Source organism: Pseudemcibacter aquimaris, assembly GCF_028869115.1.
Lineage (GTDB): Bacteria > Pseudomonadota > Alphaproteobacteria > Sphingomonadales > Emcibacteraceae > Pseudemcibacter > Pseudemcibacter aquimaris.
The window spans coordinates 2,566,915-2,589,973 of sequence record NZ_CP079800.1; the positions used below are offsets into that span (position 1 = coordinate 2,566,915).

22 protein-coding genes and 2 tRNA genes are annotated in these 23,059 nt (G+C 43.5%); 8 read left to right on the forward strand and 16 right to left on the reverse strand.

The annotated features are described in order from the left end of the window. Window positions 1–46 precede the first annotated feature (46 nt). Window positions 47–6,751 (reverse strand): DUF5801 repeats-in-toxin domain-containing protein, encoded by a 6,705-nt coding sequence (locus KW060_RS12095; RefSeq protein WP_274757286.1) that lies wholly within the window; start codon window positions 6,749–6,751, stop codon window positions 47–49. Between the two features lie 351 nt (window positions 6,752–7,102). Between KW060_RS12095 and KW060_RS12100 the strand changes: the two genes are divergently transcribed. Continuing rightward, a complete protein-coding gene (locus tag KW060_RS12100; RefSeq protein ID WP_249035646.1) occupies window positions 7,103–8,068 on the forward strand; it encodes a LysR family transcriptional regulator in 966 nt (321 codons plus the stop codon). A 74-nt stretch (window positions 8,069–8,142) separates the two neighbouring features. Here KW060_RS12100 and KW060_RS12105 read toward each other — a convergent pair. The 14 genes from KW060_RS12105 to KW060_RS12170 form a co-directional block, all read right to left on the reverse strand. Continuing rightward, window positions 8,143–8,217: transfer RNA gene (locus KW060_RS12105), tRNA-Phe, on the reverse strand. A 101-nt stretch (window positions 8,218–8,318) separates the two neighbouring features. After that, a complete protein-coding gene (locus KW060_RS12110; RefSeq protein WP_249035647.1) occupies window positions 8,319–8,504 on the reverse strand; it encodes a DNA gyrase inhibitor YacG in 186 nt (61 codons plus the stop codon). Beyond that, window positions 8,501–9,889 carry a ribonuclease E/G gene (locus tag KW060_RS12115; protein ID WP_249035648.1) on the reverse strand — a complete coding sequence of 463 codons (1,389 nt, stop codon included), beginning with the start codon at window positions 9,887–9,889 and terminating at the stop codon, window positions 8,501–8,503. Before KW060_RS12115 ends, KW060_RS12110 begins: the two co-directional genes overlap by 4 nt. Before the next feature lies 1 nt (window position 9,890). Further along, window positions 9,891–10,484 (reverse strand): Maf family protein, encoded by a 594-nt coding sequence (locus KW060_RS12120; RefSeq protein WP_249035649.1) that lies wholly within the window; start codon window positions 10,482–10,484, stop codon window positions 9,891–9,893. A gap of 14 nt (window positions 10,485–10,498) precedes the next feature. Then, window positions 10,499–10,717 (reverse strand): translation initiation factor IF-1, encoded by a 219-nt coding sequence (gene infA / locus KW060_RS12125; protein ID WP_249035650.1) that lies wholly within the window; start codon window positions 10,715–10,717, stop codon window positions 10,499–10,501. A gap of 89 nt (window positions 10,718–10,806) precedes the next feature. Beyond that, on the reverse strand, window positions 10,807–11,241 hold the full coding sequence (locus KW060_RS12130; RefSeq protein WP_249035651.1) for an arsenate reductase ArsC: 435 nt from the start codon (window positions 11,239–11,241) through the stop codon (window positions 10,807–10,809). Between the two features lie 5 nt (window positions 11,242–11,246). Then, on the reverse strand, window positions 11,247–11,738 hold the full coding sequence (locus tag KW060_RS12135; protein ID WP_249035652.1) for a UPF0262 family protein: 492 nt from the start codon (window positions 11,736–11,738) through the stop codon (window positions 11,247–11,249). Between the two features lie 21 nt (window positions 11,739–11,759). Further along, entirely contained in the window at window positions 11,760–13,049 is a 1,290-nt protein-coding gene (hisD, locus tag KW060_RS12140; protein ID WP_249035653.1) for a histidinol dehydrogenase, read from the reverse strand. Continuing rightward, complete coding sequence (gene hisG, locus KW060_RS12145) at window positions 13,042–13,683, reverse strand: ATP phosphoribosyltransferase (protein ID WP_420833193.1); 642 nt, start codon at window positions 13,681–13,683, stop codon at window positions 13,042–13,044. Before hisG ends, hisD begins: the two co-directional genes overlap by 8 nt. 132 nt (window positions 13,684–13,815) lie before the next feature. Next, window positions 13,816–14,235 (reverse strand): VOC family protein, encoded by a 420-nt coding sequence (locus tag KW060_RS12150; RefSeq protein WP_249035655.1) that lies wholly within the window; start codon window positions 14,233–14,235, stop codon window positions 13,816–13,818. Then, on the reverse strand, window positions 14,228–14,692 hold the full coding sequence (locus KW060_RS12155) for a DUF2948 family protein (protein ID WP_249035656.1): 465 nt from the start codon (window positions 14,690–14,692) through the stop codon (window positions 14,228–14,230). Before KW060_RS12155 ends, KW060_RS12150 begins: the two co-directional genes overlap by 8 nt. 19 nt (window positions 14,693–14,711) lie before the next feature. Next, window positions 14,712–16,010, reverse strand: coding sequence for a UDP-N-acetylglucosamine 1-carboxyvinyltransferase (gene murA / locus KW060_RS12160; protein WP_249035657.1), 1,299 nt, complete (start codon window positions 16,008–16,010; stop codon window positions 14,712–14,714). A gap of 30 nt (window positions 16,011–16,040) precedes the next feature. Then, window positions 16,041–16,595, reverse strand: coding sequence for a dCTP deaminase (gene dcd, locus KW060_RS12165; RefSeq protein ID WP_249035658.1), 555 nt, complete (start codon window positions 16,593–16,595; stop codon window positions 16,041–16,043). Window positions 16,596–16,598: 3 nt separating this feature from the next. Further along, a complete protein-coding gene (locus KW060_RS12170; RefSeq protein ID WP_274757287.1) occupies window positions 16,599–16,730 on the reverse strand; it encodes a hypothetical protein in 132 nt (43 codons plus the stop codon). 147 nt (window positions 16,731–16,877) lie between these two features. Between KW060_RS12170 and KW060_RS12175 the strand changes: the two genes are divergently transcribed. Continuing rightward, window positions 16,878–16,952: transfer RNA gene (locus tag KW060_RS12175), tRNA-Thr, on the forward strand. A 186-nt stretch (window positions 16,953–17,138) separates the two neighbouring features. Further along, window positions 17,139–17,600, forward strand: a complete 462-nt coding sequence (locus tag KW060_RS12180; RefSeq protein WP_249035659.1) for a nuclear transport factor 2 family protein — start codon at window positions 17,139–17,141, stop codon at window positions 17,598–17,600. Between the two features lie 7 nt (window positions 17,601–17,607). Here KW060_RS12180 and KW060_RS12185 read toward each other — a convergent pair whose 3' ends face one another. Then, window positions 17,608–18,948: a hypothetical protein gene (locus tag KW060_RS12185; RefSeq protein WP_249035660.1), complete on the reverse strand. Its 1,341-nt coding sequence runs from the start codon at window positions 18,946–18,948 to the stop codon at window positions 17,608–17,610. A 159-nt stretch (window positions 18,949–19,107) separates the two neighbouring features. Here KW060_RS12185 and KW060_RS12190 point away from each other — a divergent pair, with 159 nt between their 5' ends. The 5 genes from KW060_RS12190 to KW060_RS12210 all read left to right on the forward strand — a co-directional run bounded on the left by KW060_RS12190 (window position 19,108) and on the right by KW060_RS12210 (window position 23,059). Then, window positions 19,108–20,124 carry a VOC family protein gene (locus KW060_RS12190; RefSeq protein WP_249035661.1) on the forward strand — a complete coding sequence of 339 codons (1,017 nt, stop codon included), beginning with the start codon at window positions 19,108–19,110 and terminating at the stop codon, window positions 20,122–20,124. A 137-nt stretch (window positions 20,125–20,261) separates the two neighbouring features. Continuing rightward, the gene (locus KW060_RS12195) at window positions 20,262–20,969 is read left to right on the forward strand and encodes a sigma-70 family RNA polymerase sigma factor (protein WP_249035662.1); all 708 of its coding nucleotides are present in this window, start codon (window positions 20,262–20,264) and stop codon (window positions 20,967–20,969) included. Beyond that, a complete protein-coding gene (locus KW060_RS12200; protein ID WP_249035663.1) occupies window positions 20,966–21,610 on the forward strand; it encodes a ChrR family anti-sigma-E factor in 645 nt (214 codons plus the stop codon). The genes KW060_RS12195 and KW060_RS12200 overlap by 4 nt, the downstream gene beginning before the upstream one ends. 58 nt (window positions 21,611–21,668) lie before the next feature. After that, window positions 21,669–22,301: a DUF6134 family protein gene (locus KW060_RS12205; RefSeq protein ID WP_249035664.1), complete on the forward strand. Its 633-nt coding sequence runs from the start codon at window positions 21,669–21,671 to the stop codon at window positions 22,299–22,301. Then, window positions 22,298–23,059, forward strand: a complete 762-nt coding sequence (locus tag KW060_RS12210) for an SDR family NAD(P)-dependent oxidoreductase (protein WP_249035665.1) — start codon at window positions 22,298–22,300, stop codon at window positions 23,057–23,059. Before KW060_RS12205 ends, KW060_RS12210 begins: the two co-directional genes overlap by 4 nt.

Consider the following 23,059-nt stretch of genomic DNA (forward strand, 5'->3'; position numbering starts at 1 on the left):
ATAACTCCTTACCTATACAAATAACTAGACAAAAGATTGATAGGAATTAACCAACACCAAAATCATTACCATCAAAGACCACAGTGAATTCTTCATCATCAGTATCCTGATCACCATCCATTGCCGTCACGGTAACATCAATTTCATAATCCGGAATTTCATCTTGTGTTAGCAGGACGAAATCTTTTACACGGATGGTATCATTATCCTTATCATCAGGACCATTATTTGATTCAGGATCATCCATTTCGAACCAAACAACCATGAAATCAAAGAATTGGAGATTATCGGCAAAGCCGTCATTATTGGCATCGACGCCATCTCCACCAAGAACATCATCCGGAGTAACCTGTAAAACTACTCCGCCATGCTTGTTAACTCCAGCGAGCTCATCCGCCAGAACTTCGCCATAGTCCACCATGCCATCACCAGCACTTAAAACGCCATCGTTATTAGTATCGTTATAAGCAACCCAATGGACGGTCGCATCATTATTGTTACCAATACCATCAACCGTAAATCTGAACCCTACGGATTCTTCCGGCATTGGAATTGCAATAAATCCGCCAAATTCTTCAAAGTTTGAATCCTGCTCGGCACGGTTACCAAATCCAACCTGATTAGCATTTAGGTCATCATCCGTACTTGAATAACCACCCGCTGCCGCATCGCCTGGATTTATAACATCACCGTCATTGATTGGATCAATGGTTGTGAAGTTTTCGACAAATACGCCATCAAAAGTTACCAATATTGGCTGGTTGGCGTCACCACCTTCATTTGCATACACAAATTCCTCTGGTGATCCAGGATTCACAAACGCAAGATTTGTTTCAAATGGGACAATTGGTGGGGTCTGCACTGTTACCTGCCATTCCGTACCACCGTTGATTATGTCAAACGTAATTGTCGTCGCATCTTCCGAATTAATATCACCCGGCATATTGGATAAAATCAACTGATCTGTTCCAAGTCCACTAACTACAACCAATCCATCTGGAAGGTCAGGGTGCGTTAAATCAACCGCTGAAAATACCACTGGCGTAGTACCATGTTCTTCATCGTTACCATAATCAACGGTGATCGCGCCTGTATCCGTAGGTGACATACTATAAATTTCTACAAGGCCGTCATCTATGTTGGTAATTTCAACACCATCATCAAGGATCGTGATTTTTTCACCAAGGTCAATGCTGCTTGAACCATAATCGCCATCACCATCTGTAACAGTCGCTGTGACATAAAGAACATCAGAATCAAGTGTGATCGCTTCATTATCATCATTTGGATTTGGATGCACGACTGAGCGTTTTTGATCAAAATCCACTTCGGCTGTCACATCATCAATTGAAATGATAAATGCAACGGCACCGGCTTGGCCGCCGACACGCCCTTCCACTGTACCTGTATTGGTTTTATAAAGCAGGATATCTGCATCGGTTAATGTGTCATTAAGACCGCTATCCACGCCTTCTGAATCAATGGTAAGGCTAAATGTTTTTGCCGCACTTCCACCATCAGAACCGTAAGTTATCGTACCAAAGTAACCAGCGAAATTATCACTTCCATTATTTGGAAGCGTACTTTCATCAACTTCAATTGCGGCATCATCTTCTTGAAGGGCAATTGATGGCCCATCATCTTCAAAATTAATCAGCTCGCCAAGATCAATGGTATCTGAAACATAATCTCCATCACCATCAGTTAACATAACCATCAATTCTACGAGGCCAGAATTCATTACCTCTGGAGAGGCATTTTCATCAGGATCATTCGGATCATCATGCTTAAGTGCACGGCTTTGAGTAACGGTAATATCGCCAGTATCAGCATCAACAGCAATACGGAAAACTTCATCACTATTTCCATCGGATGTACGTCCCACGACATCACCGCTTTCAAATGACAAAACAACTGCTGTATCAGATACTGTATCCGTTAATCCAGATGCACCAGCATTCAGTATAAGAGAAAATACCGTTGGATCCGTGGCCGCTTCACCATCATTTCCGTGCGTTAATGTGGTATAGAATGAGCTGCCGTTTACTGTGACATCTGCTAGCAAGCCACCAACATCACCATCATCACCATCATTATCGGTTTCATCAAGCACGATTGGTGCAGCGTTATCGTTAAGTTCAGCTGTCGGACCATCATCTTTAAACGTTAGGTTGCCACCAAGATCAACTTCGGCACTATCCGTATCACCATCGCCATCTTCAATTTCAGCCACAAGATTGATGACATTGTCACCTAGACTTAAGCTTTCATCGTGATCAGTAACAGGGTCAGGTCCGGGGTTATCCGTATGTACAATCGCACGTGACTGATCAAGTTCGAGCATTCCACCAACAATCGAAACTGTAAAGACTAGCTCGCCTCCACCTGCTTGGCCACCTGCGATTGTCCATCCCTCGATACTTCCGGCATTGTTATAAAGAATAACTTCATTACCGGTCAACGTATCATAAAGGCCACTATTGGCGTTTTCTATTTCAAGACTATAAGTCGTACTACCCGGACCATCGGAACCGTAAGAAGTATCAAAATAATCGGCAACAGCATTTGTATCAGTATCATCCGTATCAAAATCACTGTCATCAACCATTAAATCAGGCTCTGATCCAGTTGCTTCTACAGAGGGACCATCGTCCTCAAAGCCTACCATGGACCCTATGTCGGCGGTATCCATGTCATAGTCACCATCCCCATCGGTCACGGTCAGCACCGCATCAATCTCTCCACTGTCCAGCATCAACAGACTGTCATGGTCATTACCATCGTCACCATGATCAACAGCACGGTGCTGGGTCAAGGTGACATCGCCTGTGTCCGCATCAATCGATAACGTAAACACAAGTAGATTGCCATTCTCTGTCCGGCCTTCAATGACACCGTTATTATCCGTGAGCATGACATTCTCACCGCTCGCGGTATCATCAACACCGGAATCACCATCGCCGCCACTGTTCAGTGCCAAAGAATAAACCGCATAGTCACTATCGGCCATGCCGTCTGATCCATAGACAGAACTATCCACAAACAGCAGATTACCAGCGATGGTCGCAGAACCAAGATTGCCACCGACCACATCGGTCTCACCCGGAGCATTATCAACACCATCGGTTTCATCAACAACAACATAACCACCCGCAAGCGAAAGATCAGATGTTGGGCCATCGTCCTCAAAGCCTACCATGGAGCCAATGTCGGCGGTATCCATGTCATAGTCACCATCCCCATCGGTCACGGTCAGCACCGCATCAATCTCTCCACTGTCCAGCATCAACAGGCTGTCATGGTCATTACCATCATCACCATGATCAACAGCACGGTGCTGGGTCAAGGTGACATCGCCTGTGTCCGCATCAATCGATAACGTAAACACAAGTAGATTGCCATTCTCTGTCCGGCCTTCAATGACACCGTTATTATCCGTGAGCATGACATTCTCACCGCTCGCGGTATCATCAACACCGGAATCACCATCGCCGCCACTGTTCAGTGCCAAAGAATAAACCGCATAGTCACTATCGGCCATGCCGTCTGATCCATAGACAGAACTATCCACAAACAGCAGATTACCAGCGATGGTCGCAGAACCAAGATTGCCACCGACCACATCGGTCTCACCCGGAGCATTATCAACACCATCGGTTTCATCAACAACAACATAACCACCCGCAAGCGAAAGATCAGATGTTGGGCCATCGTCCTCAAAGCCTACCATGGAGCCAATGTCGGCGGTATCCATGTCATAGTCACCATCCCCATCGGTCACGGTCAGCACCGCATCAATCTCTCCACTGTCCAGCATCAACAGGCTGTCATGGTCATTACCATCATCACCATGATCAACAGCACGGTGCTGGGTCAAGGTGACATCGCCTGTGTCCGCATCAATCGATAACGTAAACACAAGTAGATTGCCATTCTCTGTCCGGCCTTCAATGACACCGTTATTATCCGTGAGCATGACATTCTCACCGCTCGCGGTATCATCAACACCGGAATCACCATCGCCGCCACTGTTCAGTGCCAAAGAATAAACCGCATAGTCACTATCGGCCATGCCGTCTGATCCATAGACAGAACTATCCACAAACAGCAGATTACCAGCGATGGTCGCAGAACCAAGATTGCCACCGACCACATCGGTCTCACCCGGAGCATTATCAACACCATCGGTTTCATCAACAACAACATAACCACCCGCAAGCGAAAGATCAGATGTTGGGCCATCGTCCTCAAAGCCTACCATGGAGCCAATGTCGGCGGTATCCATGTCATAGTCACCATCCCCATCGGTCACGGTCAGCACCGCATCAATCTCTCCACTGTCCAGCATCAACAGGCTGTCATGGTCATTACCATCATCACCATGATCAACAGCACGGTGCTGGGTCAAGGTGACATCGCCTGTGTCCGCATCAATCGATAACGTAAACACAAGTAGATTGCCATTCTCTGTCCGGCCTTCAATGACACCGTTATTATCCGTGAGCATGACATTCTCACCGCTCGCGGTATCATCAACACCGGAATCACCATCGCCGCCACTGTTCAGTGCCAAAGAATAAACCGCATAGTCACTATCGGCCATGCCGTCTGATCCATAGACAGAACTATCCACAAACAGCAGATTACCAGCGATGGTCGCAGAACCAAGATTGCCACCGACCACATCGGTCTCACCCGGAGCATTATCAACACCATCGGTTTCATCAACAACAACATAACCACCCGCAAGCGAAAGATCAGATGTTGGGCCATCGTCCTCAAAGCCTACCATGGAGCCAATGTCGGCGGTATCCATGTCATAGTCACCATCCCCATCGGTCACGGTCAGCACCGCATCAATCTCTCCACTGTCCAGCATCAACAGGCTGTCATGGTCATTACCATCATCACCATGATCAACAGCACGGTGCTGGGTCAAGGTGACATCGCCTGTGTCCGCATCAATCGATAACGTAAACACAAGTAGATTGCCATTCTCTGTCCGGCCTTCAATGACACCGTTATTATCCGTGAGCATGACATTCTCACCGCTCGCGGTATCATCAACACCGGAATCACCATCGCCGCCACTGTTCAGTGCCAAAGAATAAACCGCATAGTCACTATCGGCCATGCCGTCTGATCCATAGACAGAACTATCCACAAACAGCAGATTACCAGCGATGGTCGCAGAACCAAGATTGCCACCGACCACATCGGTCTCACCCGGAGCATTATCAACACCATCGGTTTCATCAACAACAACATAACCACCCGCAAGCGAAAGATCAGATGTCGGACCATCGTCTTTAAATGTTAGATTTCCACCCAAATCAAATGTTGCATCATCTGTATCCCCATCGGCATCTTCGATCGAAGCATTAAGGTTAATTATATTATCACCAAGGGATAAACTTTCATCATGATCAATCACAGGATCAGGGCCTGGATTATTTGAATGAATAATCGCGCGCTCTTGATTTAAAACCAATGCACCTCCAACGATTGACAAACTGAATACCAGTTCACCGCCACCACCAGCGCCGCCTGGTAAAGTCCAGCCTTCAACAACGCCATTGTTGTTATAAAGAATTACTTCATTGCCAGTGGCGGTATCGTATAATCCTGAATTCGCATTTTCTATTTCAAGGCTATATGTGATTGAGCCAGGACCATCTGCACCAAATTCAATATCAAAATAATCCGAAAGCATATTGGCATCGGTATCATCAATGTCCAAATCACTTTCATCGACCATTAGATCAGGTTCTGAACCATTTACATCTATTGTCGGAATATCATCTTCTATATTAATTGTAATGGTTGAGGATGCTGTCAGATTAGTTGGATCTGTAACAGTATAATTAAACAGTTCATGGACGCCATCAGTTGCCGTGCCTTCTGTATTATGATCAGTACTATTTGTTGTCAGGGTATATTTGTAATTCCCGTACATATCAATTTCAAGAACACCAAAATCACCATTAATGGTCGTGGTTGTGCCGTCCTGCGGTACATTCACCACATTACCATCAAATTCGACACTGGTGACAGATACGGAACTATCGGGATCACTGAAAGAAAGTGTTCCGGAAACGGTTTCTTCGCCTGAATCTGGATCGGATCCTGTTGTATCTGCCGGCGCCACATCATTGGTATCATCATCACCCGTTACATCAGTATCAAGTGCAGCTTCATCGACAGTTCTCTCTTCCGGATTAGCAACAGGCGGCATCGGAAGTGTACCAACAAGTTTCAATGAACCTTCACGTGGGCTGTTTGGCGCACCAACACTGGTCAGACGAATGCCAAAATATTGTTCAGCAATATCTTCATAGGAAAGAGATTCTGTTTCGCTATCTAATATAAAAGTAACCGATTGAAGGTCATCAGAAGACATGCCGGGTGTGCCAAGCTCAATACCTGCATCAAACGGTGCTTCCTCAACACCATGCATATTGGCACCATTCCCAAGATCGACTACACCGTCGGTTTCAAATTGATAATCCGTAACAACCCCATCTGGATCATCGACATAACCATCATTGGTGTCATTTACATATGTGACAGACAAGTCGTTTAAACTGTCATTTGCTAAATCAAAAAAGAACCCCCTTAAATCACCAATCTTTGGACCATCCAAAATAGTGATTGTGAATTCCAATTCCATATCACCATCACCATCATAGTCCACTTCATAATAGTCTATTTGTATTGTGATTCCTGCGCCTGATACATATGTGGTCGCCATAACATTCTCCTGCCAAACTTTATTTTTATCGAATAATTTACTTCTTTAAAAAATACTTAGGTACGAACCCACACCCCAATTCAGGATGTCAGAACTCAAGAAAACAAACGGAGAGTATAAAAAAGGCAGTATGCCCGGATAATGATAATATCCCGCATACACCCCGATCAAATGGAGATGCTCTCAAATCCTCCAATTTAATACATCAAAAAAACGATGCCAGTTGCCCAAAGGAATTTTATATTTTCACCTTTATTATAAAAGAATTAGGTGATGTATTGTGAAGCTTGACATTGCACATAATATATGTCAAACAAATATATATTATACAAATTATAAATAGCATTTATAATGAAAGCAATTGACCTCAACCTATTAAAAGTTTTCGAAGCCCTTTATGAAGAGGGAAATGCAACCCGTGCCGCCATGCAATTAGGGGTAAGTCAAGCAGCAGTCAGCGCATCACTCGCAAGGTTACGCCAGACTTATAACGATGTCTTATTTACGCGGATTCCTGGTGGCCTGGAACCCACTGAACGTGCAAATGAAATCAGGCCGCTAATAAGAAACGCCCTAAATTCAGTAAAACAGAGCCTTTCATATGTTGATGAAGGTTCACAGGATCGCAGTATAAACATTGGGCTATCCGACGATATCGAAATTGCATTTGGTAAAGATATTATTGCAAGTATTAAAGAATTATTTCCCAACGCAAGGCCGGTATTTAAACAAGCGCATAACCCGGTTCTTGCCGATATGCTTAAAAACCGGGAAATTGACATCGCGATCGGTTCAGGTGGACTTTCTGACAGAAGTATTCGCGCACAATCAATTGGCCAAACCGGCTATTTAACACTTAGCAACTTTCCCCCTGATAACGGCCGTACTTTTACCCTAGATGAATTCCTGGAACATGAACACTTACTTATCACATTCACTGAACAAGGTAGTAGCGATGCCATTGGTTTAATTGATGAAGTTCTTTCACAAAGCAATCTTCGGCGAAAGATTGCTGCTACGACCACACATTTTTCGGTTGCTAAATACCTGTTGCTAGGAACAAAAATAATTACAACGATACCGTCACATGCAGCTGTAATCTTATCAAGAACAGAACGCCTTTTTATGTCTCGTTGCCCATTGGACTTAAAACCATACACCATCCGTATTGGCATGCTTTCCACCAATTATAAAGACCAATTTCTTGCACGCATTATTGAAAATGTTGAGGAAGCTATGCGTAGTCAAAATAATGTGCTGCTTGCACCTTATTCACAGCGTCTTAACAGAACACAACACTCTTTCGATCTTGAATAATATTATTGAATTCACTGGAAGAAGAACACAACTCTACAGCAAAGGATGGAAGTAAAAAAACATATTTTAGAAAGTGGTGCCCGGGGGCGGATTTGAACCACCGACACGCGGATTTTCAATCCGCTGCTCTACCCCTGAGCTACCCGGGCATCGTGTGTAGACTCATATGAGGTGGGAGGGTTATAGGAAATTAGAACGTGGCTGTAAAGCACTCTTTCAAAAAAAATTAATATTGATAATAAACGACTTATCAATAGTCCATTTCATCGTCATTTTCCTGACCAAGCGATGTTTGCTCACCGGGAATTACATAGCTCTCGTTAAACCAGCGGCCGAGATCAATTTCGCTACATCTTTTGCTGCAGAAAGGTCTGTATTTTTCTTTTGTGCCTTCATTACAAATCGGGCATTTTAAAATTTGATTTGCCGCTTTCATAATTGTTCCATTGTTAATGTTGACCCAGTTTTCTTAAGAAAATCATCAAAAAGCTCGCTATGGTCTTCTAACCATTTTTTTTGCGGCTTTGAGACCTTAATTAAAACAGGCAGTCCCGGTTTATTTTTTGCGTCCCCCTCAGCCATGCGGATCAGGTCAAGGCATGACGCTTCCACGCTTTTGGTGATTTCCGTTTTTTCAAGCAATAGCCTATCAAGCGGAATGTGTTTTGATTTTCTGGTGAGTTCCAAAAGCCCGAATGATGAAATATTTCCGCGCTGGATCGGCATCGGGTCATCAAACATCAATTCATCGATAAAATGAAGCAGGCTTTTCACATTCCCTTTATCGGTCATGTCGATAAAATCAATAACGATAAGGCCACCAATACCACGCAAGCGAATTTGTCTGAAAATTTCACGGGCCGCTTCACGGTTGATGGCGAATACGGCTTTACCCGCGTCCTTGGAAACATTTGCACTGCCCATATTAACGTCAATGGCGGTAAGCGCTTCTGTCCCTTCAATCGTGATCCATGCGCCGCTATTTAATGAAATATGTGGGGAAGTCACAAGTTCGATATCATCGCTGATTTCATAATAATCAAAAAGCGGTGTATTTTCCGTATAGCTTTCAATTTTATCCGATAAATCTGGCGCAAATATTTTTGACCAATTTTTTGCGGTTTTTAACGCGCCCACTTGATCAATAATAATGCTGTCGATATCAGCAGCGGAAAAATCACGTAATATTTGTTCAATTGGTTCCGGCCCTTGGGTCAGTAAGGACGGGCATTTCCGGTCTTTAATATTCTTGGTGACATGACGCCAATGGGAAATCATTTCTGTGGCAATTTGCTTTAATTCATCATCATCCACATTTTCCGCGTCCGTGCGGAATGTCATGCCCATATCATCCGGAATAATATCTTCACCAAATGATTTTAGGGTCGCGCGGCGGTCCGGGTCTTTAATTCGGCTAGATACAAAGGCACCAAGACGAAATGGATGTAAAACCAATGATGTGCTGATTAATTCCGCCTTTGCGGTTAGCTTGCATAATTTTCCCTTTGGCGCATCGGCGGTTACCTGAACAATGATGCGCTGCCCTTCATGAAGAAGGGTAGTTAAATCCTTTGGTTTTTTACCCGGTGTTTTTGGTAAGTTTTTAAGCGGTAAGAACCCCTCGCGCCCCTCACCCAAATCAACGAATGCAGCCTGCATTTCCGGCGATAATTTTGTAATTCGGCCAAGGTATATGGCCCCAACATAGGACGGGTTATGGTCGCGGAACAAACGAATATCGGTCACCGTGCCATATTGCATAATCGCCATACGGGTTTCGCCAATACCGCGGTTGATCAATATATGCTTTCCGGTTTCCATATTAAAACTTACATCCCTTGCCTTTTAACATGTTCGCGACCTCAAATAACGGTAAGCCAACAACATTGCTGTATGACCCGTTTATGGATTTAACGAATTGCGCGGCGATCCCTTGAATGGCGTATGCGCCCGCTTTACCGACCCATTCATCATGATCAAGATAGGCGTCAATTTCATCCGGACTTAAGTTCTTAAATTTCACCGATGTTTTAATTGTTTTGTGGCTGCTGCCGTTTGGGGTGATCAGTGATACCCCCGTATATACGGTATGGCTGCGTCCGCTTAATATCGATAAAAACTGTTTTGCCTGTTCCTTATCTGCTGCCTTACCCAGTATACGTCTGCCGCAGGCAACAACCGTATCAGACGCGAGAACAAAGCGATCAGAATGATCCGCCGCGATATGTTCAGCTTTTGACTGTGCAAGTCTGCCCGCAAGGGCGCGTGGCAATTCACCTTTAAGCGGTGTTTCATCAATATCCGCAGGCATTACCTGATCAGGCGTAATGCCAATCTGACCCAGCAGATCAAGTCTACGCGGTGAAGCAGAAGCAAGGATTAATGTTGGATTTTTGACATGTTCATTGGATGACATGTGACGAGGCGCGCTTATTTAAAGCGGTATGTGATCCGACCTTTGGTCAAATCATATGGTGTCATTTCCACAAGAACATCATCACCAGCCAGAACACGAATGCGGTTTTTGCGCATTTTTCCTGCTGTATGGCCAAGAACCTCGTGCCCATTTTCAAGGGTTACGCGGAACATTGCGTTTGGTAATAGTTCTGTGACAGTGCCACGAATTTCTAATAATTCTTCTTTAGCCATAATGGCTCCCTGGTTAATATGATTAACTAACTAGCGGAAAAATAACGGATAGCTCATAAATTTCAAGAAAAAACTTTATTTATGCACCTTCAAGAACAAAGTCTCTGTTCGATTTTTCCTTTTAACTCTTCTGCGACCTCCCTAAAGGCGGTCATGATATTTTCCCGGCTGCCCTTTACGCCCGACGGGTCTTCTGTATTCCAAAGCTCGATTTTAGTATCATTGCCACGGGTGAGTTCAGACATGGTTTCTTTTGCTTCTTCGCTTAAGCAAATAATAAGATCGATTGAGGTATCATGAAGGTCTTCGAAATGTTTTGGCTTATGCGCGGATAAATCAAGCCCCGTTTCTTCCATCACAGAAATGGCAAAAGGGTTTACCTTCAGCAGGTCCTTACAAATACCAATACTATCAATGAAAATCCGGTCGCCACATAATGATTTTGCAATACATTCGGCCATTGGTGAACGCACCGAATTATAATTACACACAAAAAGAACACTATCTGGCATATGATTATCCATGAACGCTACCTTATTTGTAAAACGCAAATAAGGGTGAACAAACGGCGGGCCGTTTCAAAATCAATATCGATTTTATCGGCAAAGCGTTCCTGCATAATCCGTGACCCTTCGTTATGAAGGGTACGTCTGCCCATATCAATGGCTTCTAATTGCTGCGGTGTTGCAGATTTCACCGCATCATAATAACTATCGCAAACAATGAAATATTCTTTGATAATCCGGCGCAGCGGCGATAACGGCAAAACAAGCGTTTTCAGATAATCTTTCGCCTCCGTTTTTAAATCGATGGCAAGACGGTTATCCTCAATGCGCATATTGACATGATACGGTCCCTGATATTCATCGGGCAGTGCGCCATGTGGGGCAAAATGATTGGTCTCAAGCAAATCAAAAATGGCGACTTTTTTTTCATGTTCAATTTCAGCCGAACGTCGAATGATTGATTTTTCATCAAGTTCGATATGACAGATTCTGTTGGGGCCGCTATTTTCGATCATGTCATTATTCTTTTTTAGCAATCATTTTAAACGAATTCCTATGGAATGTTTATGAGCGTCGAGCCCCTCTTCATCGGCAAGAGACATGGCAGGCGGCCCAATAACCGCCAGATTATCCGCATCACATTCAATAAGTGTATTTCGTTTCATGAAATCAAGCACGCTTAAGCCAGATGAAAATCTCGCGCTTCCTGATGTTGGCAAAACATGATTTGGCCCGGCGATATAATCACCGATGGCCTCGGGTGTATAACGGCCAATGAATATGGAACCGGCATTTCTGATTTTCACGGTAAACCCACGCGCGTCTTCCACCGCCACTTCAAGATGTTCCGGGGCGATTTGGTCAATAAGTGCCGGTGCATCATCAAGGTTATCCACAATAATAACACATCCGTGGTTTTCCCAACTGGTACGGGCGATTTCAGCACGAGGTAACGTTTTAAGGTGACCATCCACCGCTGCAATTACGTCTTTTGCATAATCCGCATCATCAGTGATTAATATACTTTGGGCGACCTCGTCATGTTCGGCCTGCGAAAGCAAATCCATGGCAATCCATTTCGGATCATTTTGATTATCCGCCACCACAAGAATTTCTGAAGGACCCGCGATCATATCAATACCAACGGTTCCGAATACTTCCTTTTTCGCGGCGGCAACATAGGCATTACCCGGCCCCGCAATCACATCAACCGCATTAATCGTTTCGGTTCCGTAAGCAAGTGCACCAACCGCCTGCGCCCCACCAATTTTATAAATTTCAGTGATACCTGAAACTTGCGCCGCGGCCAGCACCAGCGGATTTAATTCACCGTTCGGGCATGGCACAACCATGATAATGCGTTCAACGCCGGCGGCTTTTGCCGGAATAGCATTCATTAAAACGGATGATGGGTATGCCGCTTTACCGCCCGGCACATAAATACCGGCGGCACCAACAGCATTCCAACGAACGCCAAGACGTACGCCCTGCTCATCGGTCATGTCATCATCTTCGGGGATATGGCGAATGTGAAAATCACTAATGCGTTTTGCCGCGATTTTAAGGGCGTCCATGGTTTCCACGGATACCTGCTCAAGCGCCGCGTTTATTTCCGCGTCACTGACACGCATTGTGTCTTCGTTTAATTCAAGGTTATCAAATTTCGACGTATAATCAAAAAGGGCCTTATTCCCGTTTTCACGAACGTCTTTAAGAATTTCTTTAACGACACCAGATACGTCATTTTCCGTGTTACGGTTCGCTTTTAATAATTCTGAAAAAGCATCCGAAAACCCGGCATCTTTTGTGTTTAACTGATTAACCATCGAGCGCCCCTCTAACACGATCGATGATGTCGCTGATTTCTTCGCTGCGGGTTTTAAACGCTGTACGGTTCACAATAAAACGTGACGTGATATCAATGATTTTTTCAATTTCAACAAGGCCGTTTGCCTTCATGGTCGCGCCCGTGCTGACCAGGTCAACAATACGGCGACAAAGACCAAGGCTTGGCGCAAGTTCCATAGCACCATTAAGCTTGATACATTCCGCCTGTACCCCACGCTGTGCGAAATATTGTGCGGTTAAGTTCGGATACTTGGTCGCAACACGAACGTGGCTCCATTGGCTTGGGTCATCTGTTTCGCTTAATTCTTTAAGCTCAGCGACGGATAATCGACAATGCCCGATATCAAGGTCAAGCGGCGCATAAATTTCCGGATAATCAAATTCAAGAAGCACATCATTACCGGCAACGCCGATTTGCGCAGCACCAAAGGCAACAAAGGTCGCCACATCGAAACTTCTGACACGAATAATTTTTAGATGATCATGATTGGTATCAAAGGTAAGTTTACGTGATTTCGGATTATCAAAATCCGCTTCCGGCTCGATCCCCGCAGCGCGGATGATCGGCATAACTTCTTCGAGAATGCGCCCCTTTGGCAAGGCCATAATCATAGGTTCAATATCTGACACCGTCTTATTCCTGATTACCAATTATAAAAAATAGCGTAATCGCTATAGATTCTGGCTTCTTTTACAGAAAATCAAGACTGATGGCTAGAGCAAATCTAAAGAAAACCAAATGGTTTAGACAAAATCTTCTTTAACCCCACTATAGCTTTTAAATTCAAGCGGGTTTCCCGATGGATCAATGATGAACATCGTATGTTGCTGTTCGCGCTTGCCGGCATATCTGACCGTCGGTTTAATCACGAATGGATAATCATGTTTTTCCAGTGACGCCTGCACCTTTTCATAATCATCAATTGATAAAACAACCCCGAAATGCGGGATCGGAACCTTAACCCCATCCACAAGACCACAATAATCAAGTTCCGGGATATTATCGGAAAGATGTGCGGTTACCTGATGGCCGAAAAAATTATAATCAAGCCAGGTTTCATTTGAACGCCCCTCCTCACAACCAAGGATATCGCCATAAAAATGACGTGTTGTATCATGATCTTTCATTTTGAAAGAATAATGAAATGGTGGAATGTTACTCATTTAATCCCTCTAAAATTCCATGCTTTGGATGGCATTTCGCCTTATAGGGCTCCCCAATATCCTGCATGCTTGCTTCAATTAATTCTGTTTCAAGTCTGATCACCGCGTCCGCAGCAAAAATCAGATCAATGGCGATGTTGCCATTTTCCAATTCACCCGCCTCAATCGCGAGCAATTCTAACACGTGGGATTTATCACCTTGTGGAATGTTTTGCGCGCTGACCTTAAGCACATTTTCAAAATGACAACCCGTGCGGATACGGTGACAATTATGCTTTTGATCCTTGCTGCCGATGCCGTGTTCTTCCCACTGGTATCTATTGATCATTAGGGCAAAAAGACGTTCGCGCGGTGAAAATGAAAAATCCCCGACAACCGTCACCGCATCCTGAAGGTACGCAGAAATGATCGTCAGGTCTTCATGATCCTGTGCTTTAAGCTTTAACCCTTTTTCCATTTAAATTCGCCTTTTGGCTTTAAATCCCCATACCGCTGTCGCGGGTTATCTTCGCACCAACGTTCTGTAACTTTTCTACCAGACGTTCATAGCCACGATCAAGATGATAAATGCGATTAACGAATGTTTGTCTATCGGCCACAAGTCCGGCAAGCACCAATGACATGGATGCACGAAGGTCCGTTGCCATCACTGGTGCCCCCAAAAGCTGATCAACACCACGCACAATCGCTGTTGATCCATGCATGGTGATATCCGCGCCCATACGGGTGAGCTCCGGCACATGCATAAAACGATTTTCAAAGATGGTTTCATTGATCACTGATGCGCTATCGCAAATGGTCATCATCGCCATAACCTGCGCCTGCATATCCGTTGGAAAACCCGGGAATGGCTGTGTTGTGACATTGATCCCCTTAATTTTATCACTCGCTAGCTTTGCAATCACACCTTGATCCGTTTCGGTGAATTCAATGCCAGCTTCATGTAATGCGCCAACGGTTCCCGTCATGACCTCAAGCAAATTTTCGCCAACCAGTTCCAGCTCACCACGTGTCATGGCAGCTGCGATGGCATAACTTCCAGCCTCGATCCGGTCGGACATGACGGAATATTCCGTGCCGTGTAATTTATCCACACCTTCTACGGTCAGTGTTCTTGTACCAATCCCGGTAATATTCGCGCCCATTGCGATCAAGCAACTGGCGAGATCAGCAATTTCCGGCTCACGTGCTGCGTTCTCAATAACGGTTGTTCCTTCTGCAAGGGTTGCCGCCATCAGGATATTTTCTGTTGCACCAACCGATACGGTAGGGAAAACGACTGTGCCGCCCTTAAGCCGACCGCCCGGTGCCACCGCACGCACGTACCCTTCCTCAAGCTCAATATTCGCACCCATGGCTTCGAAGCCTTTAAGGTGCAAATCAATCGGTCTGTTGCCGATGGCGCATCCACCGGGCAGTGAAACAGTTGCCTCACCCGTTCTCGCGAGTAACGGACCAAGCACAAGAATGCTCGCGCGCATTTTTCGCACGATATCATATGGTGCGGTCGTATTGGTAATCGCGGGTGTCGTGAAAGATATAATCTGTCCTTCACCCAGTTTTTTTCCTTCGTCCTCGATCTTTGTTTCTGCGCCGTGTCCTTCGAGTAAGGATTTGAGAGTGCTAATATCCGCAAGGTGCGGCAAATTGGAAAGTGTCAGCGCGCTTTCAGTTAATAACCCCGCACACATAAGTGGCAGTGCCGCATTTTTTGCCCCACTGATCGGAAGACTTCCTTTAAGGGCAAAGCCGCCCGTTACTGCAATTCTATCCAATATTTAATCCTTAAAGTTTTGCCAAATTACTTATAGTTTAGGAAGTGTAACACCGGTTTGCCCCATATATTTACCGCTTCGGCTGTTATATGGCACTTCGCAAGGTTCGTTTCCTTCGAAGAACAGGAACTGACATGCCCCTTCGTTGGCGTAAATTTTCGCAGGCAGCGGCGTTGTGTTGGAAAATTCAAGTGTCACATGCCCTTCCCACCCTGGCTCAAGCGGGGTTACATTCACAATAATACCGCATCTGGCGTATGTGGATTTACCAAGACAAACAACAAGCACATCTTCCGGAATACGGAAATATTCAACCGTTCTTGCAAGCGCAAATGAATTTGGCGGGATAATACAAACATCACCCGGGCGGTCAACAAAACTGTTGTTGTTAAATTCTTTTGGGTCAACCGTCACCGAATCAACATCGGTAAAGATTTTAAATTCTTCAGAAACCCGCGCATCATAACCATATGACGAAAGACCATAGGAAATAACACCATTTCTTTCCTGACGGTCATGAAAAGGTTCGATCATTCCGTGGTTCAGTGCTTTATCCCTAATCCATTTATCTGACATTATGGCCATAATTTAACTTTCCTTTTTATCGCTTTTTTCATCGGTTTTGCGTGCCTGAGCTTTACGTCTTTTCAGGTTATCCCGCAAGGCCTTGTTTAAGCGTTCCTGCTTTTCTTTTTTTGCTTGTGATTTGCTGCTTGTCATTTTTCATCATATTGTTTTAATCAACATTATGACCTTTTTAAGGGTAATGGAAAATAATCGCAATTATTTCCTTACTTTTGACTTGCAGGAATTAAAACGTTGTGGCATGTTCCGCGCCTGACGGCAGATTTTTGCCACCCATCTTTCGCTGCTGTAGCTCAGTGGTAGAGCGCATCCTTGGTAAGGATGAGGCCGAGAGTTCAATTCTCTCCAGCAGCACCAGTTTTTCATCTGTTTTATCCTTACTGATATCGATCTTACAGTAAATACTCTTAGAACATTCCTATATTCAGAAATTTATTATTTTAAAAAATGAAATAATAAATTTCAAATTATCCATATTAACAAACAAGCAGGAATTAATCATATTATCTTCATCAAGCAAATAAGCTAACGAAGGAAAGATTTATGAGACCACCAGTTCCACCTTTTAATAGAGAAACTGCAATCGAAAAAGTTCGGCTCGCTGAAGATGGCTGGAATGGTCGTGATGCTGAAAAAGTTTCTTTTGCCTATACCGAAGACAGCAAATGGCGTAACCGCGACCATTTTATTAAAGGTCGAGAAGAAATTGTCACTTTTCTAGAATACAAATGGGAAAAAGAACGAGAATACCGCCTTATAAAGGAACTATTCGCGTTCGAAGGAAATCGAATAGCAGTTCGATATGCATATGAATATCATGATGGTAAGGGAAATTGGTTCCGTGCTTACGGCAATGAAAATTGGATATTCGATAATCAAGGCCTTATGAAAGAACGTTATGCTAGCATTAATGACGTCGCGATTAAAGAAGATCAACGTCTCTTCCATTGGCCTCAAGGCCGTCGCCCAGACGACCACCCAAGCCTATCTGATCTTGGTTTATAAAATCTTGCTATAGATTATATCTGGATCTGAGCATATCAATCTGCGTATTTAGTTCGTTTGCGCGGCTAATATTTCCTAGTTTTTGTTCAATGTTGGCAAGGGTTATTGCCGCCGTCATGAATTGATGAACCGCATCTAACACAAATTGCTTTTCTGAATTGATAAAGCTCTCGTTCTGTGTTCCTTGTGCGGTCAGGTCTTCAAAACGTTCTAGTCGACCCTGATATGATTTTTGATAGCCATCAAAAACTAAAGAAAATATCGTGCGGGCGGCATCAAGGTTATTATGCGCTAATTCCTGTTCACCCATTTTTTGATAGGCATTCAATAAATCAAGTGGGTGATGGTGGCCGTCATTTAATTGGTTTTCATAAAGTATGTCGTACGGATTATTTTCAATAAGCGCCAATAGTTCATTTATTGCCGCGCGACTTCCCCCGTCCGCCATGACAAGTTCAAGTCCGTTTTTCGCGACCAATAGGTCAAGTGCTTGATGATGACCCGCAAAGCCACTGGCAAGCGCCAGATGATGAAAGGCTTGCCCCGTATCACCGAATTCAATTTCATAATCGGAAAATTGTCTGTGAAGATAATATTTATATTCAGCATAATTTTGCGCTATAACGCCAAGAACTTCTGGGAAATCCTCACCGTAAGCTGGGAATTCATCCGCAAGCCTATTCAGCGCATCAAACGATTGTCGCATGGCGGCATTGTCACCTTTTTTTGTGAAAATTTCTGCGCGCATCAAATGCAACATGGAATTGAAAGAGGTATAGTTTTCAACCACATCAATTGAACCCGCCAATTTAATATCATTAAGGGCTGCTGTGTAATCATTGATTTTAACATTATGGTCAGCACGCAAGGCATAGGCCCTCGCCTTACAGGTTTCAACCGGTGCCGTTTGCACATCTTCGATCCACTGATTGACCAAAATGAAAATTTCATCGTTCATTTGCCGCGATGATAAATAGGCATGATAGGATGTATAAAAATTACAGAGCCTGTCATATTGCTGCGCTTCACGAAATTCGCTTATTGCAGCATTATAACGCGCGACGGTTTGTTCATGGGCGATATCGCGGCGTTCACGAAAGGCGGGCGCAACAGTTCCGTTATAACCCCCGGATACATCCTGCCTAAATTGAAAGGCGATGAATTCAAGCAACATGACAGTAAGCAAAGCAGCAAATACGGTGCTTACAATCACCAAACGCCGATTAAAAAAACGACCCAGTTGGGTAAAGGCGACGAAACTAATTACCAATACGACCACAAGTCCAATCAGCAGCTCACCAACTGATGACATGATAATTTGATCAAAGAAAAAATCTGAAAAATTCATATTGTCCCGCTTTTTGACGCCACCATAGATGAGTGTCATTGAGCCCGCAACGAAAAAAACGCTATTGTTATTCTTCTGAACGCCAATGTTTGACAGTTGATTTCAAATCATATAATCAAATAGTATATTATATACAATCCATAAAAGGGGATCATTTAGATGTCATTACAATCATTATTAAAGACGGCCATTTTGTTCATAATATTGGCCCTGCCCGTAAGCGCGCAGGAAGTCGTTGACGATTCAGAATGGAATTATATTCCGGACTTGGAAAAAACCGATGCGGAAGCACGTGATGTGATCGGCAATAACGTCATGTTCTATTACGATGATCTCGCCCATGCGATGCATTATTATGGACGCATTCTTGGCTTTAAAAAGGTGTGGGAATTTGATGGTCGCGTTGTGACGTATCAAACATCACCATCAAGTTACATTACCCTAGTAGCAAAAAGCGTCGGCCTTCATAAAGAAGATAAGCCAAAAACATTTGCCGTTGCTTTTGTATCAGAACAAATCGAAGAATGGTACGCTTACGCCTTAAAACAGGAAGCGCTCGGTAATGTGGAATTTTTTGATCATCTTGACCCACTCAATGGCCGCCCGTATCACGGCTTTGTGCTTAAGGACCCAGAAGGTTACCTGCTTGAATTTGAACGCTTTGGCCCACACGAGGAAAATGCGAAATTAATGCCAATTCTGGATAAAAGCCCGACATTATTCCCGGATGAAACCCAAGACAGCTGGCGTCCAGCGAATATCGGTGTAAAAGCAAGTGTTTATTGGATGTATTATAATGATGCCGACAAGGCCGGTGAATTTTATGAAGATGTATTTGGTGGCGAGCGTGTCGTAACACAAAAAAACAGCCTGATTTACAGAACATCAAACACAGGCTATGTCGGCATGGTTCGTTCTGGGCAAGGAATGCTTAAAGCAACCCCAGAAAAGGCAGCGACCGTATCGTTCCTAACGTCGGACGTGAACCCATGGTACAAGTTTCTGAAAACCAAGCCTGCTTTCGAATTTCGCGCTGATTCAGTGGTCGTTGAACGCGACCGCATGAACATTGTCGTTGGATACGGCCCGGAAAATTATTACATCGAAGTAAACGGTTTTTATGATATTCCGAATAACAAACTGCTTAACGATACGCTTGAAAAATATAAAGAGTGAAGCCATAAACCGATAACAAACTTTTTACTAGCCCCGTTTAATTTCGTACGGGGCTTTTTTATTGCTATATCTACTGCTGCATTCTCATAAAAATATTATTGAAAAAATTAAGAAGAAGTGATCCAATATCATAAGTCATGCGTAAAGACAGCATGCCAGAGATTGAAACACATGTTGAATTTAATGATAAAGCTGCACTATATGCCGCTGCTGCTATCCCTACTGCGATAGCTGAAAAATCATTGGCGATAAAAGGGAAATCAATGGATCAGCCACCCAGCTTATCAACGTTAGATATAACCTCGTTAAGTCATGAAGAACTTGTGTTAATGGTAGCAACAGAAAAAAACCGCGCGGCATTTAAGATATTATTTGAATATTTTGCACCACGGTTAAAAAGCTATTTGCTAAATTTTAAAATCTCTAATCAAAAGGCAGAGGATATAGCACAGGATGTAATGGTCGTCTTATGGCAAAAAGCCGATAAATTTAATCCTGAAAAAGCAAAAATTTCAACATGGCTTTTCAGGGTCGCAAGAAACAAATATATCGACATTACCAGACGCCAAAAATATCCAACGGTAAATGCAGACGATCATTTACACGAAATTGCAGCGCCTGAACAAACTGATCAGAACCTTCAGCATTCGCAAGATTCAAAATTGATTGAAGACGCGATGGGTAAGCTAAACGATGACCAAAAGACAGTCATTAAACTTTCATTTTTTCAGGAATTAACACATTCGCAAATTGCTGAAACAACAGGATTGCCGTTAGGCACAGTAAAATCACGTATCAGAATGGCTTTTAAAGCCCTTCGAAAAGAGTTAGGAAAACATCAATGAAAACCAATGGCATTATATCCGACGATTGGATTGTGTCCTATGCATCTGGGGCGCTCAGCGAAGCACATGCATTAGTGGTGGCCTCGCACTGTTCTTATCATCCAACGTTACAACAAAAAATTTTGGATGCAGAAAACATTGGCGGTATGTTCATGGAAAACTGTGAGCCAGCCGATATTTCAAACGACTTATTTGATAATTTGATGGACCGGATTGATGAAGAACATCAAGTTTCTGAAACTGAAAACAGTGACAGTAATCTTCCGACACCTCTTGCGGATTATATTGGCAAACCATTGGATGAACTAAAATGGCGCACAATGGGTCCAGGCCTTTCTCAGGTAAGGTTATGGACTGGCCCAAATGATGAACGTTTATGGCTTTTAAAAGCCAAAGGCGGAGCAAAAATCCCAACCCACGATCATAATGGGTTAGAGCTTACATTGGTTTTACAAGGAAGCTATCATATTGATGAACAATGTTATCGTCCAGGCATGATTGAAATCGCGGATGAAGATACAAAAAATCATACACCCATCATTGATGATGGTGAAGATTGCATATGCCTTGTGGTAACAGAAGCCCCCATAAAAATTCACAGCCTAATCGGACGTATGGTACAACCTTTCATCGGCCTTTAATTTCATGATCCATTCTTTCCTTTTCTGCGTATAAAGTTATATTCAGGAAAGGAAAAATATGTCTGCTATAATTCTTCTGCTATCAACGGCGAGCCTCGTTGAAAATGCCTCGTACACTATGGATAATCCAGCTAAGTGGGCCAGACATATTTATGGTGAAAGACTTGAATTTATCATCAATAGAAATGATAAACCCGTTGGCCAACACATCGTTGAATTTGGCCATACTGATGGGCTCGATGAAGTAAAATCATCAACAGAAATCAATATAAAATTCCTTTTCATTACGGCTTATAAATTCAATCTTTCCGCAAGTGAATATTGGGCGCTTGATGGCCTTAGTAGAGTGGAAAGCAATAGCAATGATGGCGGCTCAAAAAACGTACTATTGAAAAACTTTGATCAAAATAATGATCTTTTGCCGACCAGTCACTGGAACCCGCTCATCCTTAATGACACCAAAGTTTATAACACCATCACAGGAAAAATAAATTCAATTAAAATTTACCCTATTGGATGGGACAAAGTGCCGACTAACTTGGGAATTCGTGATGCTTACCGCTATGATTATCACGGCGATTTAAATGATGTATCGGCATGGTACGATGATAAAGGAAGATGGGTATCACTTAAGTTTATAGCACGCGACGGATCGGTAATTTCATATGAATGCGTAAAGTGCGGGACATGAAGAAAACCAACTGGAAATCAGCATGGGTCGTTGGCGGCTCAACCGGTCTGGGGGCCGCACTTTCGAAAAGGTTGGCATTGGAAGAAACGCGGTTATTTATTTCATCAAGAAACACCCCTGCTTTAAGAAGAACATGCCATAAAATTTCAAACGCCACACCAATTCCACTGGATGTGACCGATCATATTGCCTGTGGTTTAACAGCGGGACTTATCCAACATAAATTGGGAACATTTCCAGATTTAATCATTTTAAATGCAGCCATCTATACGCCAATGAAATCATATGATTACGATCCCAAAGATATTTTTGACATGATGAATGTAAATTTCATGGGGGTAGTTAATATGATCAAGGCTATAGCATCACAAAAGAATGATGATCATAACGTTACAATCGCTGTAATCAGTTCACCAAGCGGATGGCGTGGTCTTCCTGGTGGGGGCGGTTATGGCGCGTCAAAAGCTGCGGTTACAAATTTTGTCGAGAGCATGAAGCTGGATCTAGAGGAAAAAAATATTCATCTTCGTCTGATAACACCTGGCTTTATTAAAACAAGACTGACAGACAAAAACGATTTTGATATGCCGCAACTAATGGAAGCGGATTATGCTGCTGAAAAGATCCTTAAAGGTCTTAAGAAAAATGGATTTGATATCACTTTTCCAAATCCATTTGTATTCATGTTGAAAATTTTGCGTATATTGCCTTATTCAGTATATTTTTGGTTTATGCGGAAAAAACGGCTATCTAAATAA

Excerpts from the sequence above, each read along its gene's own strand:
- KW060_RS12100 (WP_249035646.1), top strand. The coding sequence starts at position 7,103 with ATGAAAGCAATTGACCTCAACCTATTAAAAGTTTTCGAAGCCCTTTAT.
- KW060_RS12120 (WP_249035649.1), bottom strand. The coding sequence starts at position 10,484 with ATGTCATCCAATGAACATGTCAAAAATCCAACATTAATCCTTGCTTCT.
- infA (WP_249035650.1), bottom strand. The coding sequence starts at position 10,717 with ATGGCTAAAGAAGAATTATTAGAAATTCGTGGCACTGTCACAGAACTA.
- hisD (WP_249035653.1), bottom strand. The coding sequence starts at position 13,049 with ATGGTTAATCAGTTAAACACAAAAGATGCCGGGTTTTCGGATGCTTTT.
- KW060_RS12150 (WP_249035655.1), bottom strand. The coding sequence starts at position 14,235 with ATGAGTAACATTCCACCATTTCATTATTCTTTCAAAATGAAAGATCAT.
- KW060_RS12205 (WP_249035664.1), top strand. The coding sequence starts at position 21,669 with ATGTCTGCTATAATTCTTCTGCTATCAACGGCGAGCCTCGTTGAAAAT.
- KW060_RS12115 (WP_249035648.1), bottom strand. The coding sequence starts at position 9,889 with ATGGAAACCGGAAAGCATATATTGATCAACCGCGGTATTGGCGAAACC.
- KW060_RS12185 (WP_249035660.1), bottom strand. The coding sequence starts at position 18,948 with ATGAATTTTTCAGATTTTTTCTTTGATCAAATTATCATGTCATCAGTT.
- KW060_RS12180 (WP_249035659.1), top strand. The coding sequence starts at position 17,139 with ATGAGACCACCAGTTCCACCTTTTAATAGAGAAACTGCAATCGAAAAA.
- KW060_RS12135 (WP_249035652.1), bottom strand. The coding sequence starts at position 11,738 with ATGATCGAAAATAGCGGCCCCAACAGAATCTGTCATATCGAACTTGAT.
- hisG (WP_420833193.1), bottom strand. The coding sequence starts at position 13,683 with ATGATTATGGCCTTGCCAAAGGGGCGCATTCTCGAAGAAGTTATGCCG.
- KW060_RS12155 (WP_249035656.1), bottom strand. The coding sequence starts at position 14,692 with ATGGAAAAAGGGTTAAAGCTTAAAGCACAGGATCATGAAGACCTGACG.
- KW060_RS12210 (WP_249035665.1), top strand. The coding sequence starts at position 22,298 with ATGAAGAAAACCAACTGGAAATCAGCATGGGTCGTTGGCGGCTCAACC.
- KW060_RS12200 (WP_249035663.1), top strand. The coding sequence starts at position 20,966 with ATGAAAACCAATGGCATTATATCCGACGATTGGATTGTGTCCTATGCA.
- KW060_RS12170 (WP_274757287.1), bottom strand. The coding sequence starts at position 16,730 with ATGACAAGCAGCAAATCACAAGCAAAAAAAGAAAAGCAGGAACGCTTA.
- KW060_RS12195 (WP_249035662.1), top strand. The coding sequence starts at position 20,262 with ATGCGTAAAGACAGCATGCCAGAGATTGAAACACATGTTGAATTTAAT.
- KW060_RS12130 (WP_249035651.1), bottom strand. The coding sequence starts at position 11,241 with ATGGATAATCATATGCCAGATAGTGTTCTTTTTGTGTGTAATTATAAT.
- KW060_RS12190 (WP_249035661.1), top strand. The coding sequence starts at position 19,108 with ATGTCATTACAATCATTATTAAAGACGGCCATTTTGTTCATAATATTG.
- KW060_RS12110 (WP_249035647.1), bottom strand. The coding sequence starts at position 8,504 with ATGAAAGCGGCAAATCAAATTTTAAAATGCCCGATTTGTAATGAAGGC.
- dcd (WP_249035658.1), bottom strand. The coding sequence starts at position 16,595 with ATGGCCATAATGTCAGATAAATGGATTAGGGATAAAGCACTGAACCAC.
- KW060_RS12095 (WP_274757286.1), bottom strand. The coding sequence starts at position 6,751 with ATGGCGACCACATATGTATCAGGCGCAGGAATCACAATACAAATAGAC.